At 65.4% G+C, this 18,556-nt stretch carries 4 protein-coding genes and 1 pseudogene; all 5 read left to right on the top strand.

Annotated elements, in window-relative coordinates; genetic code table 11:
• Positions 1–2,515 (top strand): YadA family autotransporter adhesin (locus ACVOLO_RS13385; protein ID WP_481570802.1); only part of this gene is annotated, 2,515 nt, incomplete at its 5' end.
• 101 nt (positions 2,516–2,616) lie between these two features.
• Positions 2,617–4,494, top strand: a complete 1,878-nt coding sequence (locus tag ACVOLO_RS13380) for a S8 family serine peptidase (RefSeq protein WP_481570801.1) — start codon at positions 2,617–2,619, stop codon at positions 4,492–4,494.
• A 518-nt stretch (positions 4,495–5,012) separates the two neighbouring features.
• Positions 5,013–8,270: pseudogene (locus tag ACVOLO_RS13375) on the top strand (hypothetical protein); the annotation flags it as partial.
• Entirely contained in the window at positions 8,256–9,746 is a 1,491-nt protein-coding gene (locus ACVOLO_RS13370; protein ID WP_481570805.1) for a YadA family autotransporter adhesin, read from the top strand. The pseudogene ACVOLO_RS13375 and the gene ACVOLO_RS13370, both read left to right, overlap by 15 nt.
• A gap of 601 nt (positions 9,747–10,347) precedes the next feature.
• On the top strand, positions 10,348–18,414 hold the full coding sequence (locus ACVOLO_RS13365; RefSeq protein ID WP_481570800.1) for an ESPR-type extended signal peptide-containing protein: 8,067 nt from the start codon (positions 10,348–10,350) through the stop codon (positions 18,412–18,414).
• Positions 18,415–18,556: the final 142 nt, after the last annotated feature.

The following is an 18,556-nucleotide window of genomic DNA, read 5'->3' as shown; positions in this document are numbered from 1 at the left end:
TGCAGGCGCGGACTATGCGTTGGCAGCCGGTGCTTCCAGTGCTGCAAACGGTGAGCGCAGCGTGGCCATGGGTGCCGGCGCACAAGCTGATGCCGACAGCAGCATTGCCCTTGGTGCGGATTCGGTAGCTGATCGTGCCAACACCGTGTCGGTGGGCAAGGCCGGTGCCGAGCGCCAGATCACCAATGTCGCCGCCGGTACCGAAGACACCGATGCGGTGAACAAGTCGCAGCTGGATGCGGTGGCAGGTATTGCCGATGGCACGCAGCGCTACTTCCGCGCCAAGGGTCTGGCCGATGGCAGCGACGATGCGGTGGCCAGTGGTGAGGGCGCCATGGCGGCCGGTGTCGGCTCGCAGGCAAGCGGTGCCAAGAGTACGGCGGTGGGCAATCACAACGTGGCCGGCGGTGACAACGCCATCGCGATAGGCAGCAGCGCGGTGGCATCGGGCAGCTCCAGCCTTGCGGCGGGGGATGGCGCAATGGCCGGCGCCGACCTGGCGATAGCCGTGGGTACATCAAGCGTGGCCAACGCCGAGAGCAGCCTTGCGCTGGGCGTGGGTGCACAGGCCACCGGCAGGAACACGATGGCCATGGGCGCGGATGCGGCGGCCATCGGAGAAGGCTCGGTCGCGCTGGGCAACCGTGCCCGGGCCAGCGGACAGCAGAGCATGGCGCTGGGCGTTTCGGCGCAGGCCAATGCCAACAATGCCGTGGCCCTGGGTGCCTATTCGGTGGCCGGCCGTGCCAATACCGTGTCGGTGGGCAGCGCCGGTGCCGAGCGGCAGATCACCAACGTCGCTGCCGGTACGGAGGACACCGATGCGGTGAACAAGGCGCAGCTGGACCAGGTGGCCAGTGCCATGGGCACCACCAATCAGTACTTCCAAGCCAAGGGTGAAGGCGCTGCAGTGGCCAGTGGTGACGACAGCGTGGCCGCCGGCGCAGCCGCGGCTGCCAGTGGTGAGCGCAGCACCGCGATGGGCATGTCCAGCGTGGCCAGCGCGACAGGTGCCACCGCGGTGGGTGCCGGGGCCTCGGCGCGTGCTGCCAACAGCACGGCACTGGGCCGCAATACCGCGATCACGGCTGCCAATGGCGTGGCGCTGGGTTTTGGCGCGTTTGCCAGCAATGGCATCAATGGCATTGCCATCGGTGCCAATGCCGGGGTTTCCGGTGCCAACTCGGTGGCCCTGGGAGCTGGATCGCGGGCGCTTGAGGCCAACGTGGTGTCGGTGGGCGGTGGCAACGGCACTGATGGGCCGGTGACGCGGCGCATCGTCAACGTGGGCGCAGGCCGTGTTGCCGAAGGCAGCACCGATGCAGTCAATGGCGGCCAGTTGCATGTGACCAACCAGCGCGTGGGCGTGGTGGAAACCCGCGTCAATGAGATGGATGGCCGCCTTGGCACCATAGAAAGCGTCACCACCAATGCGGTGGTGTATGACGACACCAACCGCGATGTGATCACCCTGTCCGGCCTGCAGGGCACCACGCTCGACAACGTGGCCGAAGGCCGCGTTGGCATGGGCAGCATGCAGGCGGTCAACGGCGGTCAGCTGTACCAGTCGCTGAGTTCCATGGCCACGATCCTGGGCGGCGGTGCAGCAATGGGCATGCAGGGTGTGTTCGTGGCACCGACCTATGTCATCCAGGGCACCAGCTTCAACAACGTGGGGGATGCACTGCACGCTCTGGACGGACAGGTGACCACGATCAACAACTACCTGGCCAAGAACGGCGGTGGGACGGGTGGTGGCGATGGCAAGACCGGCGGCGGCGTGGTGCTGGGTGACCGTGCCACCGCGCCGGATGTGAAGGGTACGGGTATCGGCCATGACGCGTTGGCGGTTGGCGTCAATGACACGGCAATAGGCAGCAACGCCCGGGTCAATGCTGACGGCAGCACGGCCGTGGGTGCCAACGCACACATCGCGGAGATCGCGGACAACGCCGTGGCCGTGGGCGAGAGTGCCTCGGTGACTGCCACGGCAGGGACGGCCATCGGCCAGGGCGCCAGCGTCACCGCGCAGGGCGCCGTTGCCCTGGGCCAAGGTGCGGTTGCTGATCGCGCCAACACGGTGTCGGTGGGCAGCGCTGGTGCCGAACGCCAGATCACCAATGTCGCCGCCGGAACCCAGGCTACCGATGCAGTCAACAAGGCCCAGCTGGACGGGGGCATCGCCTCGGCCAATGCCTACACCGACAGCCAGATCAGCGGCTTGAACGACAGCTTCGCCGGCTTGCGTACCGACATGGACAAGCGCCTGCGGCATTTCGATCGCCGCCTTGACCGCCAGGGCGCGATGAGCGCGGCGATGTTGAACATGGCCACCAGCGCTGCGGGCCTGCGCACGCAAAACCGCCTGGGTGCGGGTGTGGGGTTCCAGGGCGGGGAATCGGCGCTGTCCATCGGCTACCAGCGCGCCATCAGTGACCGCGCCACGGTCACCCTGGGCGGAGCCTTCAGCAGTGACGACAGCTCCATTGGTATCGGCGCCGGCTTCGGCTGGTAACTCGTTGTAGCTCCTCTCCACCTGGTTGCCGCCCCGCTCGCTGGGCATCTGGGGGGAGGTCATGCATGTCGGTAGTCAACCCTGTGATCAAGGACCAATAGATGAAAAGAACCAAGTTTGGTGTGGCATTGGCGAGTGCGATGATGGCTGTGTCGGGCGTCCCCGACTGCACGGCAGGTTCTGCGCAGGGTGGAGAGTTGCGCGAAGTCGAACAGTCCGTTGGCGGCGATGACGGTGGCGCGTATCGGTTTGTGGTGAAGTACCGCGACGGTGCCGTTGAAAGGCGCGATAACACACGGATCAACAGCGGAGTCATGCAGGCGGCATCGCGCGCCGGCGTTGATCGCATGGTGCGTGCCAGTGCCGCATCGCCGGCGCGGGCTGCGGTGGCGATGCGCTTTCAGCGATCCATGTCCCTGCCAGGCTGGAATGTCGTCCGTGCTTCACGGCGATTGGACAAAGCCGAAGCGGCGGCCTTCATGAATGAGATGAAGGCGGATCCTGCGGTTGAATCCATCGAGATCGACGGCATGAAGGTTGCGATGGTGGACGGCCGCGTGGCAGCTACGCCGAATGATCCGGATTACCAGCGATATCAGTGGAATTTCCACGGTACGGAAGGTGGCGTGCGTGCGCCGCAGGGATGGGTGCATTCGCAGGGCGAGGGTGTGGTAGTGGCGGTGCTCGACACCGGCTTTGCCCGTGGTAATCCAGACCTTCAGGACAACGTACTGCCCGGCTACGACATGATCAGCGACAAGCGTGTTTCCCGACGCGCCAGCGATGGGCGCGTGCCGGGTGGCTGGGACGAGGGGGACTGGGTTGAAGCGAACTACTGCGCGGGCTGGGCCACATCCAAGTGGCACGAGGCCAGGCCCAGCGGCTGGCACGGTACGCATGTGGGCGGCACCGTTGCTCAGGTGACCAACAATGCCCATGGGGTTGCGGGGCTGGCGTACAAAGCCAAGGTGATGCCGGTGCGTGTGCTTGGCTCCTGTGGTGGTTTCGACAGTGACATCGTTGACGCCATCGTCTGGGCGGCCGGTGGTGAGGTGCCAGGGATACCAAAGAATCCCAACCCGGCGGAAATCATCAACATGAGCCTGGGAGGTGTGGAGCCGGAGACCTGTCCCGCCAGTTACCAGGAGGCCATCGACAAGGCCAACAGCCTGGGCGCCATCATCGTGGCAGCAGCGGGCAACAGCAATAGAATGGCTGACAGCTACACCATGGGTTCGTGCAAAAACCTGATCGTGGTGGGTGGTTCGCGTTACGCCGGCGGCCGATATCTCGCCTCCAACTATGGCCCCCGCGTGGATATTGCCGCGCCATCGGGAGATATGGCTGATAGCGATATCCGAGGTGGTATCTGGCAGGTGATCAACAAGGGAACCACCCGGCCCTTGGAAGGAGATGGAAACTGGCAGCTGGGGGGCATGTTTGGCACTTCAATGGCCTCGCCGCATGTAGCTGCGGCAGCGGCAATGGTTCAGAGCGTGGTGAAGACGCCGTTGACCTGGCAGCAGATGCGTGACTTGCTGAGCGAGACTGCGCGCCTGTTCCCGGTGACAATCCCGGTCAGCAACGGTGCCGGCATTCTCGATGTGGGCGCTGCGTTGGCCAAGGCAACCGCAGAACCCTGTGACCCGGCGATGAAGGATTGCGGCCCGGTCGCGAAGCCACTGGTCAACAAGGTGAACGTCTTGGGCCTGACAGGCGGCGAGGGCAGCGAGAAGCGCTACAGTTTTGAAGCAAAGGCGGGACAAGTGCTGACGGTGATGACGTATGGCGGCTGGGGTGACGTATCGCTGTATGTCAGCTTTGGCCAGATACCGACAACGAGCAGTTCCGATGCCAGGTCAACCCGTGTTGGCAACAGCGAAACCATCCGCTTCACCGCCCCCAAAACTGGCACATACTTCGTGACGCTGATAGGTAAGACAGGCTATGGCGACGTGACTCTGGTGGCCCGTCAATAGGTTGCGGTTTTCAGCCTCCTTGAATCCCGGCCATGCCGGGATTCGTTTCTTCGTTTTCTCCAATGCAGGCGGTGTGCAACGCCCCGGGTTTGCGTGAGAGGTGGTGTAGGGAACGCCCTCTGCCGGCCGCTGTTGAACAGATGTTTCGTTCCGCGTTTGCACTGCATTCAACCAACTTTGAAGAGCCCCGCAGGCCAGTACCTGCGGGGGTTTTTTATTGAAACCGTTGGCGGGCAGTCCAGTGCTCTACCTGGTCTGCTCTCAACAGCACCGCCCTGCCTGGGTTTACCTGCTACGCACGGCGCTCAAGCCCAAGGCCTCCAACTGTACCGGCGTCTCTGTACCTGATGACGAACAACTTGACGTCGGCGAGGCGGCCTTCCAACACTCCAGCCACGCCTGTCGGACGAAAGACAGGTGCAGCCATCCATTGAGATGCGGCAAGCATTCCTGGGCGCTGCAGCCAATGTGTTCGCGCTTGTTGGTGACCGGGAATCCAGCCTCGCTGGAGTCGTGCCATGAACCGCAATTTCCGCAAGGTGTGGAATCGGATCCTGGGGCAGGGGAAGGTGGCGCCGGTCTATGCCCGGCCTGCGCCGGGGAACGGTGCGGATGCTGCGGCAACGCATGCAGGAACATTGCTGCGGGCACTGCCTCCCATGCTGGCATGTGGACTGCTGTTGCCCGTGCCACCAGAGGTGCGGGCACAATCGGTTGGCGTTGGCGGTGTTGCGCAGTGCTTTTCCAGTTTCATTCCCAATGCGCCGCGGGTGAACTGTGCCGAGGTGGGAACGGCCAACGCCAGCGGCATCAATGCCGTGGCCATTGGCACCTTCAGTTTGGCCGGTGCTGAAAACAGTGTCGCGCTGGGCGCCCACGCGGTGGCCGATCGCGCCAATACAGTCTCGGTTGGCCGTCTGGGTAACGAGCGGCAGATCATCAATGTTGCCGCCGGCGTGGAGGCAACGGATGCGGTGAACGTGGAGCAGCTGGATCTGGCGATGAGCTACTTCCAGGCCAACGGCGTCGGTGACGGCAGCGACCAGGCAAAGGCCAGTGGCCTGGGCGCCAGTGCTGCTGGCGTGGGTTCACAGGCCACGGGTGCGGAGAGTACCGCGTTGGGGAGCTACAACGCGGCCACTGAAGACTACGCAAGTGCGGTGGGTTACATGAACACTGCCAGTGCTGTGAACAGCTCGGCAATGGGCGCATTGAATCAGGTTGAAGGCGAAAACAGCAGCGCTTTCGGCTATTCCAACAACGTGGAAGGCCGCAGTTCCGTAGCGATTGGCAGCAACAGCAGGGCCACCGGAAACAATGGTCTGGTTGCCGGTGATGGTGCTGTGGCCGATGCAGACAACGCTGTGGCGCTGGGGTCGGCGGCAATGGTGTCGGCCGCCAATGCCGTGGCGCTGGGTGCGGGCTCGCTGGCCGAGCGTGCCAATGCGGTGTCGGTAGGTGCGGTGAATGCCGAGCGGCAGATCATCAATGTTGCGGCAGGAACGCAGGTGACGGATGCAGTGAACAAGGCGCAGCTCGATGCAGTGGCCGACACCGCGCGCGCGGCCATTCGTCATTTCAGCTCCGAAGGATTCGCCGATGGCAGCGATGATGCAACGGCGATAGGCGACGGCGCCGTGGCGATAGGCCGCAGCGCAATCGCGTTGGCCGACGGTAGCATCGCGCTGGGAACAGGTTCGATGGCCGATCGTGCCAACGCCGTGTCCATCGGCGCGGTCAATGCAGAACGGCAACTCGTCAACGTGGCTGCGGGCACGCAGGCCACCGATGCGGTGAACAAGGCACAGTTGGATGCGGTGGCTACTGCGGCATCCGGTGCTGCATCCGACGCCGCTGAAACAGCGGTTCGTTACTTCCGATCCGACGGTCCCGCTGACGGCAGTGATGATGCAGTAGCGAGAGGAGTGGGCGCTACTGCCATCGGTCGCAATGCCATCGCGGCAGCCGACAGTAGTGTGGCGCTGGGAACGGGAGCAGTGGCGGATCGCGCCAACGCCGTGTCCATCGGCGCGGTCAATGCAGAGCGGCAACTCGTCAACGTGGCTGCGGGTACGCAGGCCACCGATGCGGTGAACAAGGGACAGTTGGATGCGGTGGCTGCTGCGGCATCCGATGCAGCATCCGACGCCGCTCAAACAGCGGTGCGCTACTTCCGATCCGACGGTGCCGCCGATGGCAGTGATGACGCAGTTGCCAGTGGGGCAGGCGCTACCGCCATCGGCCGCAGCGCCATCGCCGTGGCCGACGCCAGCGTCGCGCTGGGAACAGGCTCGGTAGCCGACCGCGCCAACGCCGTGTCCATTGGCGCGGTCAATGCAGAGCGGCAACTCATCAATGTGGCTGCGGGCACCCAGGCCACCGATGCGGTGAACAAGGCGCAGTTGGATGCGGTGGCTACTGCGGCATCCGGTGCTGCATCCGACGCAGCGGAAACAGCGGTTCGCTACTTCCGATCCGACGGTCTTGCTGACGGCAGTGATGATGCGGTGGCCAGCGGAACAGGCGCCACTGCCATCGGCCGCAATGCCATCGCGGTAGCCGACAGTAGTGTGGCGCTGGGAACGGGAGCAGTAGCGGATCGCGCCAACGCCGTGTCCATTGGTGCGGTCAATGCAGAACGGCAACTCGTCAATGTGGCTGCGGGTACGCAGGCGACCGATGCGGTGAACAAGGCGCAGTTGGATGCGGCCAGTCTGGCGGCCGGTGCTGCCGGTCACTATCTGCATACCGATGGTGTTGCTGATGGCAGTGACGATGCGCTCGCATCCGGTGTTGCAGCAATGGCTGTTGGACGGCGTGCCATCGCTGCAGCTGACAGCAGCGTCGCGCTGGGAACAGGCTCGGTGGCCGACCGCACCAACGCCGTGTCCATCGGCGCGGTCAATGCAGAGCGGCAACTCGTCAATGTGGCTGCGGGTACACAGGCCACCGATGCGGTGAATAAGGCGCAGTTGGATGCGGTGGCTGCTGCGGCATCCGGTGCCGCTTCCGATGCTGCAGAAGCAGCGGTTCGCTACTTCCGATCCGACGGCCTTGCTGACGGCAGTGATGACGCAGTGGCTAACGGAACAGGCGCTACCGCCATCGGCCGCAGCGCCATCGCCGTGGCCGACGGCAGCGTCGCGCTGGGAACAGGCTCGGTGGCCGACCGCGCCAACGCCGTGTCCATCGGCGCGGTCAATGCAGAGCGGCAACTCATCAACGTGGCTGCGGGTACGCAGGCCACCGATGCGGTGAACAAGGCGCAGTTGGATGCGGCCAGTCTGGCGGCCGGTGCTGCCGGTCACTATCTGCATACCGATGGTGTTGCTGATGGCAGTGACGATGCGCTCGCATCCGGTGTTGCAGCAATGGCTGTTGGACGGCGTGCCATCGCTGTAGCTGACAGCAGCGTCGCGCTGGGAACAGGCTCGGTAGCCGACCGCGCCAACGCCGTGTCCATCGGCGCGGTCAATGCGGAACGGCAGCTCATCAATGTGGCTGCGGGCACGCAGGCCACCGATGCGGTGAACAAGGCGCAGTTGGATGCGGTGGTCGGTACCGTTGGCGCGGCGGGGCGTTACGTGAAAGCCAATGGTGCCGCCGACGGCAGCGATGATGCGCAGGCCAGTGGTGCCAATGCGATGGCCGCGGGTGTGGCGTCGTTGGCCAGTGGTGCGGAAAGCGTCGCGCTGGGCAGTCACACCGTGGCCGCGGGTGAGCATGCCAGCGCCGTGGGTTTCCAGAATGTCGCCAGCGGTGTGAACAGCTCGGCATTGGGCAACCGCAATCATGTCGCTGGCCAGAACAGCAGTGCGTTCGGCGTTGCCAATGTGGTGGCAGGCAACAACGCCATAGCCGTTGGCAGCAACAGCGTGGCATCGGCTGATGGCAGCGTATCTGCCGGAAACCGTGCGCTGGCCAGCGGCATCAACTCCGTGGCACTGGGCAGTGGCGCCCGGGCGCTTGAAGCCGATGTGGTCTCCGTCGGCGGCGGTGATGGCAGCGATGGCCCGGTTGCGCGCCGCGTCGTGAATGTGGCCGAGGGCCGATTGACCGAGGACAGCTCCGATGCGGTTACCGGCCGCCAACTGCATGCCAGCAACCAGAGGCTGGGCGCGGTGGAAAGCCGCGTGAGCGACATCGACGCGCGGATCAGGAATGTGGAAGGCACCGCCATCAACGCGGTGACTTACGATGACGCGGGCCGCAATGCGCTGACGCTGTCCGGGGCGCAGGGAACCACGGTGAACAACGTCGCTGCAGGCGCCCTCAGCGCAGGCAGCAGACAGGCGGTAAATGGAGGGCAGTTGTACGACGCACTGGGCTCGATGGCGAGCCTGCTCGGCGGTGGTGCTGCGCTTGGCATGCAGGGCATGTTTGCCGCGCCAAGCTATGTCATCCAGGGCGCACGCTACGGCAACGTTGGCGATGCGCTGATGGCGCTGGATGCACAGGTGGCTGCGCTCAATCGCCGTTTTGCCGAAGGTGGAAACGGGGGCAATGCCGGCGGCGGTGTGGTGTTGGGGCAGGGCGCTGCGGCACTGAGCGAATCCGGTGTCGGCATCGGCCGCGGTGCGCAGGTGTCAGGCAACAACGGAACTGCATTGGGCAGCAATGCGGTTGTGTTGGCCGATGACGGAACGGCCATCGGTGCCAACACACGCATCAGTGCCGGCGCCGACGGTGGGGTTGCGGTGGGCGAGGGTGCGCAGGTCAGCGCCAGCGGCGGCACGGCGATTGGGTCAGGCGCGCGCGTGAGTGCCAAAGGCGCCGTGGCGATAGGGCAGAACGCCATCGCTGAGCGTGCCAACAGCGTGTCGGTTGGCAGTGCCGGCCACGAGCGGCAGATCACCCATGTCGCGGCGGGTACCCAGGCTACCGATGCGGTCAACAAGGCGCAGTTGGACGGCGGTATCGCGGCGGCAAACGCCTATACCGACAGCACATTCGCAGGCCTGCAGGACCGTTTCAATTACCTGCGCAGCGACCTGGGCGAGCGGTTGCGTCGTGTGGACCGTCGCATCGACCGGCAGGGTGCGATGCACGCAGCGATGTTGAACATGGCCAGCAGCATGGCGGGAATCGGCACGGAGAATCGCCTTGGCGTGGGCATCGGCTTCCAGGGCGGTGAATCGGCGCTGTCGATTGGCTATCAACGTGCGCTGAGTGAGCGTGCCACGCTGACGTTCGGGGGCGCTTTCGGTGGCGATGACAGCGCCATCGGCATAGGGGCGGGTTTTGGTTGGTGATTGAACATGCCGGCCTTGCTGAACAGGCGTCGAGGGCGGCGTGTATCGGCATCTTCCACCTGGCTCCGATCGGTCCGGGAAGACTTCCCCGCCGGGGCCCTCGGCGGGGCGACTATTGCGCAGCGCAAAAGAATCGAGCTGCTGAATAGGTGCAGTCGAAAAAATTTCCGTTGAAACCAAAAAAAGCAGTGAAAAGCCCGCAGGCCAAGGCTTACGGGCTTTTTCTTCATCTGCCGTGCGTGATGCTGCAGAACGCTGGCTGTCTTGGCGTTTCAGGGGTACATCGGCTTGTTTCATAAGAGCTTTCTCAAAATTGGCCGGCGCGAAAACATTGATTTTGTGGGTCACTTCACAAAACGACCCCCCTACGTCAAATGCTTGACGCTGGATGAACGGTCGTTCAACACTCAAACCATCCTGTAGCAAACCCATGCGTATGGATCGCAAGGGAGTGCCACGACAGGCGTGAGCCTCACGTGCCCGGCATGCCCGGGAAGCGGGATCAAAAACACCTCAGGGGGATCGTTGGGCCTGTTCAGCCCGGTGATGGCGCTTTCCTGCGCGGCAAAGAAAACCCAGCCCACTTCATGGAGCAGTGACGATGAATCGGATTTATCGCAAGGTGTGGAACAAGGCATTGGGACAGCTGGTGGTGGCCTCGGAACTGGCCACATCCGGCTCACCGGGGGCGACCGTTGATGAGCGCCACGCGCCCTCATGCCGATTGCGGACCTTGTCGCTGGCCATTGTCGTGGGATTGGGGGCAGGTGCGGTGACGCCGCTGGCGCTGGCCCAATCGCTGGAGGTGGGTGGGTCTGCGCAGTGCATGGTGCTCGGCAGTACGACGCTGGTGGATTGCGCCATTGCCGGCGATGCACAGGCCAGCGGCAACAACGCCGTGGCCATCGGTGCTGCAACCGTGGCATCGGGCGACAACAGTGTGGCGCTGGGCGCCAATTCGGTCGCGTTGCGTGCGAACACGGTATCGGTGGGCGCGGTAGGCAGCGAACGCCAGATCAGCAACGTCGCCGCAGGCACCCAGGGCACCGATGCGGTCAACCTGGATCAACTCAATGCCGCCGCTGAAGGGGCGCTGCTGGCTGGGCGTTACTTCAAGGCCAACGGTGCCGCTGACGGCAGCGACGACGCACAGGCCAGTGGTGCCGGCGCTACGGCCGCGGGTGTGGGCTCGGTGGCCAGCGGTGCGGAAAGTGTCGCGGTGGGCAGTTACAACGTCGCCGCCGGCGACTACGCCAGCGCACTGGGTTACGTGAATACCGCCAACGGCGAGAACAGCTCGGCGGTGGGCAATTTCAACCAGGTGGAAGGGCAGAACAGCAACGCGATCGGCTTCTCCAACCTCGTCGTGGGTGACAACGCCACGGCCGTTGGCAGCAACAGCATCGCGACCGGCAACAACAGCCTGGTGGTCGGCGACAGCGCCCTGGCGGATGCCGAGAACGCGACGGCAGTGGGCGCATCGAGCGTGGCCAGTGGCGATGACAGCACCGCGCTGGGCGCGGGTGCCGAAGCCTCCGGTGTGTTCGCTACCGCACAGGGTGCGCAGTCCAATGCCGCAGGACTGCAGGCGCTGGCGAATGGTTTTCGCGCGGAGGCCTCGGGCCGTGGCACCACCGCAATCGGCAGCTACAGCGTTGCCTCCGGTGATCTGGCATCGGCCGTGGGTTATGGCGCAGAGGCAAGCGGCGACTACGGCGTCGCGATGGGCCTTGGCGCTGCGGCGGCAGGCACCAGCACCACGGCAGTGGGCGAATCGGCCATCGCTTCGGGTGAAGAATCCACCGCCGTCGGCGGCACCACCTTTGGCGGGCTGATCAGCACCCAGGCCACGGGCACGGGGGCGTCTGCATTCGGTAACGGCGCATGGGCGGTGGCCGACCAGACCACGGCGATCGGCTTCAACAGCTGGGCCGACGCGGAAAACAGCGTTGCACTCGGTGCCAATGCAGTTGCCGAGGCAGCCAACAGCGTCGCCATCGGCACCAACTCCTGGGCCGCGCGTGAGAACACGGTGTCCGTGGGCGATGTCGATGCCGAGCGGCAGATCACCAATGTGGCTGCCGGTACCGAAGGCACCGACGCGGTCAACAAAAACCAGTTGAATGAAGTGGCGACGGTGGCAGAAACCACCAGCAAGTACTTCAAGGCCACAGGCAGTGCGGACAGCGATGCCGGCGCGTACGTGGAAGGCGACAACGCCACCGCTTCCGGCGAAGCCGCCAACGCGATTGGTAACGGCACGTCGGCGTTCGGTAGCGGTGCAAACGCGATCGCTGATGGTGCAACTGCCGTTGGCATGAACGCACTCGCCGCAGGCCAGAACGCAGCGGCCTTCGGCCAGAACGCGCAGGCCGTCGGCCCGGGTGCCGTTGCGGTCGGGGGCAATGCCGTGGATGAAAACGGCGATCCGCTGATCAACGTCGGTGGTATTCCGGTGGAAACCGGGGCGACATCGGCCGGTGTGGGCGGCACCGCACTTGGTGCCAGCGCAAACGCGGACGGGTTCGCAGCAACTGCAACCGGCGTGGGCGCACAGGCCAGCGGCGATCAATCCACCGCCAACGGTGCGGTGGCCAATGCACTGGGCAACTACAGCACCGCCACCGGCTCGCAGAGCCTGGCCGAAGGCGTTGGCACCACCGCGGTGGGCTTCAACGCCGCCGCGTATGAAGACGGCAACGTCGCCGTGGGTCGCAACGCTTCCGCGCTGGGTGCAGGCAGCTTGGCGATTGGTGACGGTGCGGAAACTGGCTTCGGCTTCTTCGGTATCGGTGCCACCAATGCGGTGGCCATCGGCAGCGGCAGCTGGGCGTTCGGTGACGATGCGACGGCGGTGGGCGCCAATGCCTGGGCCTTCGGTCAGCAGACCACTGCCGTGGGCATGGGCTCGGAAGCCAGCGGCACCAATTCGGTTGCGCTGGGTGCAGGCTCGGTCGCGGACCGCGATAACAGCGTGTCCGTCGGCAGTACGGGTGCCGAACGGCAGATCACCAATGTTGCGGCCGGCACCGAAGCCACCGATGCAGTGAACAAGGCGCAGCTCGATGATGTTGCGGCGGTGGCCGAGGAAGGCCAGCAGGTCGCCAAGTACTTCAAGGCCACAGGCAGTGCCGACAGTGATGCCGGTGCGTACGTGGAAGGCGACAACGCCACCGCTTCCGGCGAAGCCGCCAACGCGATTGGTAACGGCGCGTCGGCGTTCGGCGGCGGTGCCAATGCCGTGGCTGATGGCGCAACTGCCGTTGGCATGAACGCGCTCGCAGCAGGCCAGAACAGTGCAGCTATCGGCCAGAACGCGCAGGCCACCGGCCCGGCGGCCGTCGCGGTCGGCGGCAACGCGGTAGATGCTGATGGCAATCCGTTGATCACCTCGGGCGGTGTGCCGGTGGATACCGGCGCCACCAGCGCCGGCGTTGGTGGCACCGCTCTGGGCGCCAGCGCCAGTGCGGACGGTTTCGCTGCCACTGCGACCGGCGTGGGTGCGTTCGCGGGTGGCGCGCAATCGGCCGCGTTTGGTGCGGTGGCCAGTGCGGTCGGCGACTACAGCACCGCAGTGGGCACGCAGAGTGCGGCAACCGGCACCAGCAGCGTTGCCATCGGTGGCCCGGCGGATCTGATTCCGGGCCTTGGCTTTTTTGTGGACACCCAGGCCAGCGGTGAAACCTCCACCGCGGTCGGTGCTGGGGCTATCGCATCGGGCGATTACGCGTTGGCTTCTGGTGCATTGAGTGAAGCATCGGGAACCGAGGCAACGGCCATCGGCTTCTTTGCCTACGCGCCGGGCGACAACGCCAGCGCATTGGGTGCGGAAAGCTGGGCCAGCGGCGCCAACAGCACTGCGGTTGGCTTCTACAGCACCAGCCGCGGCGTGGACAGCACCGCGCTGGGTGCAAACTCCGAAGCAGTCGCTGCCAACAGCGTGGCCCTGGGTGCGAACTCGGTTGCCGACCGTGCCGACAGCGTGTCGGTGGGCAGTGACGGTGCCGAGCGCCAGATCACCCATGTGGCTGCCGGTACCGAAGGCACCGACGCGGTCAACAAAAACCAGTTGAATGAAGTGGCGACGGTGGCAGAAACCACCAGCAAGTACTTCAAGGCCACGGGCAGTGCCGACAGTGATGCCGGTGCGTATGTCGAAGGCGACAACGCCACCGCTTCAGGTGAAGCCGCCAACGCGATTGGTAACGGCACGTCGGCGTTCGGCAGCGGTGCAAACGCGATCGCCGATGGCGCAACCGCAGTCGGCATGAACGCGCTCGCAGCCGGGCAGAACGCAGCGGCCTTCGGCCAGAACGCACAGGCCATCGGCCCGGGTGCCGTCGCGGTCGGCGGTAATGCTGTGGATGAAAACGGTGACCCGCTGATCAACGTCGGTGGCATTCCGGTGGAAACCGGCGCGACCTCGGCGGGCGTGGGCGGCACCGCACTGGGCGCGAGCGCAAACGCAGATGGCTTTGCCGCCACTGCAACCGGCGTGGGCGCACAGGCCAGCGGCGATCAATCCACCGCCAGTGGCGCAGTCGCAAATGCACTGGGCAACTACAGCACCGCCACCGGCTCGCAGAGCCTGGCCGAAGGTGCGGGCACCACGGCGGTCGGCTTCAACGCAGCCGCGTATGAAGACGGCAACGTCGCCGTGGGCCGCAACGCTTCCGCGCTCGGTGCAGGCAGCTTGGCGATTGGTGATGGCGCGGAAACCGGCTTCGGCTTCTTCGGCATCGGTGCCACCAATGCGGTGGCCATCGGCAGCGGCAGCTGGGCATTCGATGACGATGCAACGGCGGTCGGTGCCAATGCCTGGGCCGTTGGTCAGCAGACCACCGCTGTCGGCATGGGCTCGGAAGCCAGCGGCACCAATTCGGTTGCGCTGGGTGCAGGCTCGGTCGCGGACCGCGACAACAGCGTGTCGGTCGGCAGTGCAGGTGCCGAACGGCAAATCACCAACGTCGCGGCCGGCACCGAAGCCACTGACGCAGTGAACAAGGCACAGCTCGATGACGTTGCGGCGGTGGCCGAAGAGGGCCAGCAGGTCGCCAAGTACTTCAAGGCCACGGGCAGTGCGGACAGTGATGCCGGCGCGTACGTGGAAGGCGACAACGCTACCGCTTCCGGTGAAGCCGCCAACGCGATTGGCAACGGCGCGTCGGCGTTCGGCGGCGGTGCAAACGCGATCGCTGATGGTGCAACCGCCGTCGGCATGAACGCACTCGCAGCCGGGCAGAATGCAGCGGCCTTTGGCCAGAACGCACAGGCCATCGGCCCGGGTGCCGTCGCAGTTGGCGGCAATGCCGTGGATGAAAACGGTGATCCGCTGATCAACGTCGGTGGCATTCCGGTGGAAACCGGGGCGACCTCGGCGGGCGTGGGCGGCACCGCACTGGGTGCCAGTGCAAACGCAGATGGCTTTGCCGCAACTGCAACCGGCGTGGGCGCACAGGCCAGTGGTGATCAATCCACCGCCAACGGTGCCGTGGCCAATGCGCTGGGCAACTACAGCACCGCGACCGGCTCGCAGAGCCTGGCCGAAGGCGCGGGCACCACCGCGGTCGGCTTCAACGCCGCCGCGTACGAAGACGGCAACGTTGCCGTGGGTCGCAATGCTTCCGCGCTCGGTGCAGGCAGCTTGGCCATCGGTGACGGTGCGGAAACCGGCTTCGGCTTCTTCGGTATCGGCGCCACCAATGCGGTGGCCATCGGCAGCGGAAGCTGGGCATTCGGTGATGATGCGACGGCGGTCGGCGCCAATGCCTGGGCCGTTGGTCAACAGACCACCGCCATCGGCATGGGCTCGGAAGCCAGCGGCACCAATTCGGTTGCTCTGGGTGCAGGCTCGGTCGCGGACCGTGACAACAGCGTGTCGGTCGGCAGTGCGGGTGCAGAACGGCAGATCACCAACGTCGCCGCCGGCACCGAAGCCACTGACGCGGTGAACAAGGCACAGCTCGATGACGTTGCTGCGGTAGCCGAGGAAGGCCAGCAGGTCGCCAAGTACTTCAAGGCCACGGGCAGCGCGGACAGTGATGCCGGTGCGTATGTCGAAGGCGACAACGCCACCGCTTCCGGCGAAGCCGCCAACGCGATTGGTAACGGCACGTCGGCGTTCGGCGGCGGTGCAAACGCGATCGCTGATGGCGCAACCGCCGTCGGCATGAACGCGCTCGCCGCTGGCCAGAATGCAGCCGCCTTCGGCCAGAACGCACAGGCCATCGGCCCGGGTGCCGTCGCAGTTGGCGGCAACGCTGTTGATGAAAACGGAGATCCGCTGATCAATGTCGGTGGCATTCCGGTGGAGACCGGCGCGACCTCGGCGGGCGTGGGCGGCACCGCACTGGGTGCCAGCGCAAACGCGGACGGGTTCGCGGCAACTGCAACCGGCGTGGGCGCACAGGCCAGCGGCGATCAATCCACCGCCAACGGTGCCGTGGCCAATGCGTTGGGCAACTACAGCACCGCGACCGGCTCGCAGAGCTTGGCCGAAGGCGTTGGCACCACCGCGGTGGGCTTCAACGCAGCCGCGTATGAAGACGGCAACGTCGCCGTGGGCCGCAACGCTTCTGCGCTCGGTGCAGGCAGTTTGGCGATTGGTGACGGCGCAGAAACCGGCTTCGGCTTCTTCGGTATCGGCGCCACCAATGCGGTGGCGATTGGCAGCGGCAGTTGGGCATTCGGTGACGATGCAACGGCGGTGGGTGCCAATGCATGGGCCGTTGGTCAGCAGACCACCGCCATAGGCATGGGCTCGGAAGCCAGCGGCACCAATTCGGTAGCGCTGGGTGCAGGCTCTGTCGCGGACCGCGACAACAGCGTGTCGGTGGGCAGCGCAGGTGCCGAACGGCAGATCACCAACGTCGCCGCCGGTACCGAAGGCACGGACGCGGTGAACAAGAACCAGCTCGATGCCGTGGCAGACCTGGCCGGTGAAACCAACAAGTACTTCCAGGCCAGTGGTGACGGCGTCGCCAGCGCAAGCGGCAGCAACAGCATGGCGGCGGGTTCCGGTGCAACGGCCAGCGCCGAACGCAGCACCGCGCTGGGTACGGCCAGCCTGGCCAACGCCAATGGTGCGACGGCGGTGGGTGCCGATGCTTCGGCGCGCGCGGCCAACAGCACCGCTTTGGGACGGCAGACCTCGATCACCGCGGTCAATGGCGTGGCGGTTGGCTACGGTGCATTCGCCAGCAATGGCATCAACGGTGTGGCGATTGGTTCCGGTGCGGGCGTGTCCGGTGCCAACTCGGTGGCGCTGGGTGCAGGTTCGCGTGCCACCGAAGCCAATGTGGTGTCGGTGGGCGCGGGTGCCGGCGGTACCGGCCCGGCCACGCGCCGCATCATCAATGTTGCCAACGGCCGCGTGGCCGAAGGCAGCAGCGATGCAGTCACCGGCGGCCAACTGCATGTCACCAACACGCGCGTGGGTGCGGTGGAAACACGGGTCAACGACATCGACGGCCGCATCGGCGAAGTGGAGGGCGTTGCCGCCAATGCGGTGACCTACGACGACGCCAGCCGCAGCACGATGACCTTGTCCGGCTTGCAGGGCACCACGCTGGACAATGTGGCCGCCGGCAGTATTGCCGCCGGCAGCATGCAGGCGATCAACGGCGGGCAGTTGTTCCAGTCGCTGGGCAATATGGCCAGCTTCCTGGGCGGCGGCGCGGGCATCGGCATGCAGGGTGTGTTCGTCGCACCGACGTATGTGATCCAGGGCAGCAGCTACAACAACGTCGGTGCTGCATTGAATGCACTTGACCAGCAGGTCAGCTCGATCAACACCCGCATCGCCGGAAACGGAAACGGAAACGGAAACGGAAACGGAAACGGAAACGGAAACGGCAACGGAAACGGAAACGGCAACGGACCGCGTTCGCCTGCCGGCACGACCGACACCGGAACCCTTGCGAGCACCGGCGGTGCAGCGTTGGGTGACCAGGCCAAGGCCAACCACGCCACGGGTACCGCAGCCGGTGCCAACAGCTATGCGCATGGCCCGAACGACACCGCATTGGGCAGCAATGCCCGCGTTGATGCCGATGGCAGCACCGCAGTAGGTGCCAACACGCACATCACCGCAGCAGCAACCAACGCGGTGGCCGTGGGTGAGAGTGCGTCGGTCAGTGCGGCTTCGGGTACGGCCATCGGCCAGGGCGCCAGCGTCACCGCACAGGGTGCGGTGGCATTGGGCCAGGGTTCGGTAGCCAACCGGGCCAATACGGTGTCCGTCGGCAGCAGTGGCAACGAGCGTCAGATCACCAACGTCGCCGCCGGCACCCAGGCAACCGATGCCGTCAACAAGGCCCAGCTGGACCAGGGCGTGGCCTCGGCCAACAGCTACACCGACAGCAAGATGAGCAGCCTGACTGACAGCTTCAGCGGCCTGCGCAATGACATGGACAACCGCCTGCGCAATGTTGACCGCCGTATCGACCGGCAGGGCGCCATGAATGCGGCGATGTTGAACATGGCCACCAGCGCCGCTGGCGTCCGCACCCAGAACCGCGTGGGCGTGGGTGTCGGTTTCCAGAGCGGCGAGTCGGCGCTGTCGCTGGGTTACCAGCGTGCCATCAGTGACCGTGCAACCGTCACCTTCGGTGGCGCGTTCAGCAGTGATGACAGCTCGGTAGGTGTCGGTGCCGGCTTCGGCTGGTAACCACGGCAAGGTTTTGCCCCCGTCCGCTGCGGCGGGGGCATCCAGGTTCGTGACCACCGCCGGTGTCATCCCCCGATGCATCCGGTGCGAGCCAGGACGGCAAGGCAATGCAGCAATGGAGTTCCATCCCTGTACCACCAGA

The sequence above is a fragment of the Stenotrophomonas sp. STEN056 genome (genome assembly GCF_056759635.1).
The sequence above is the reverse complement of the archived record's forward strand: the minus strand, read 5'-3'. Positions and strand labels throughout refer to the sequence as shown.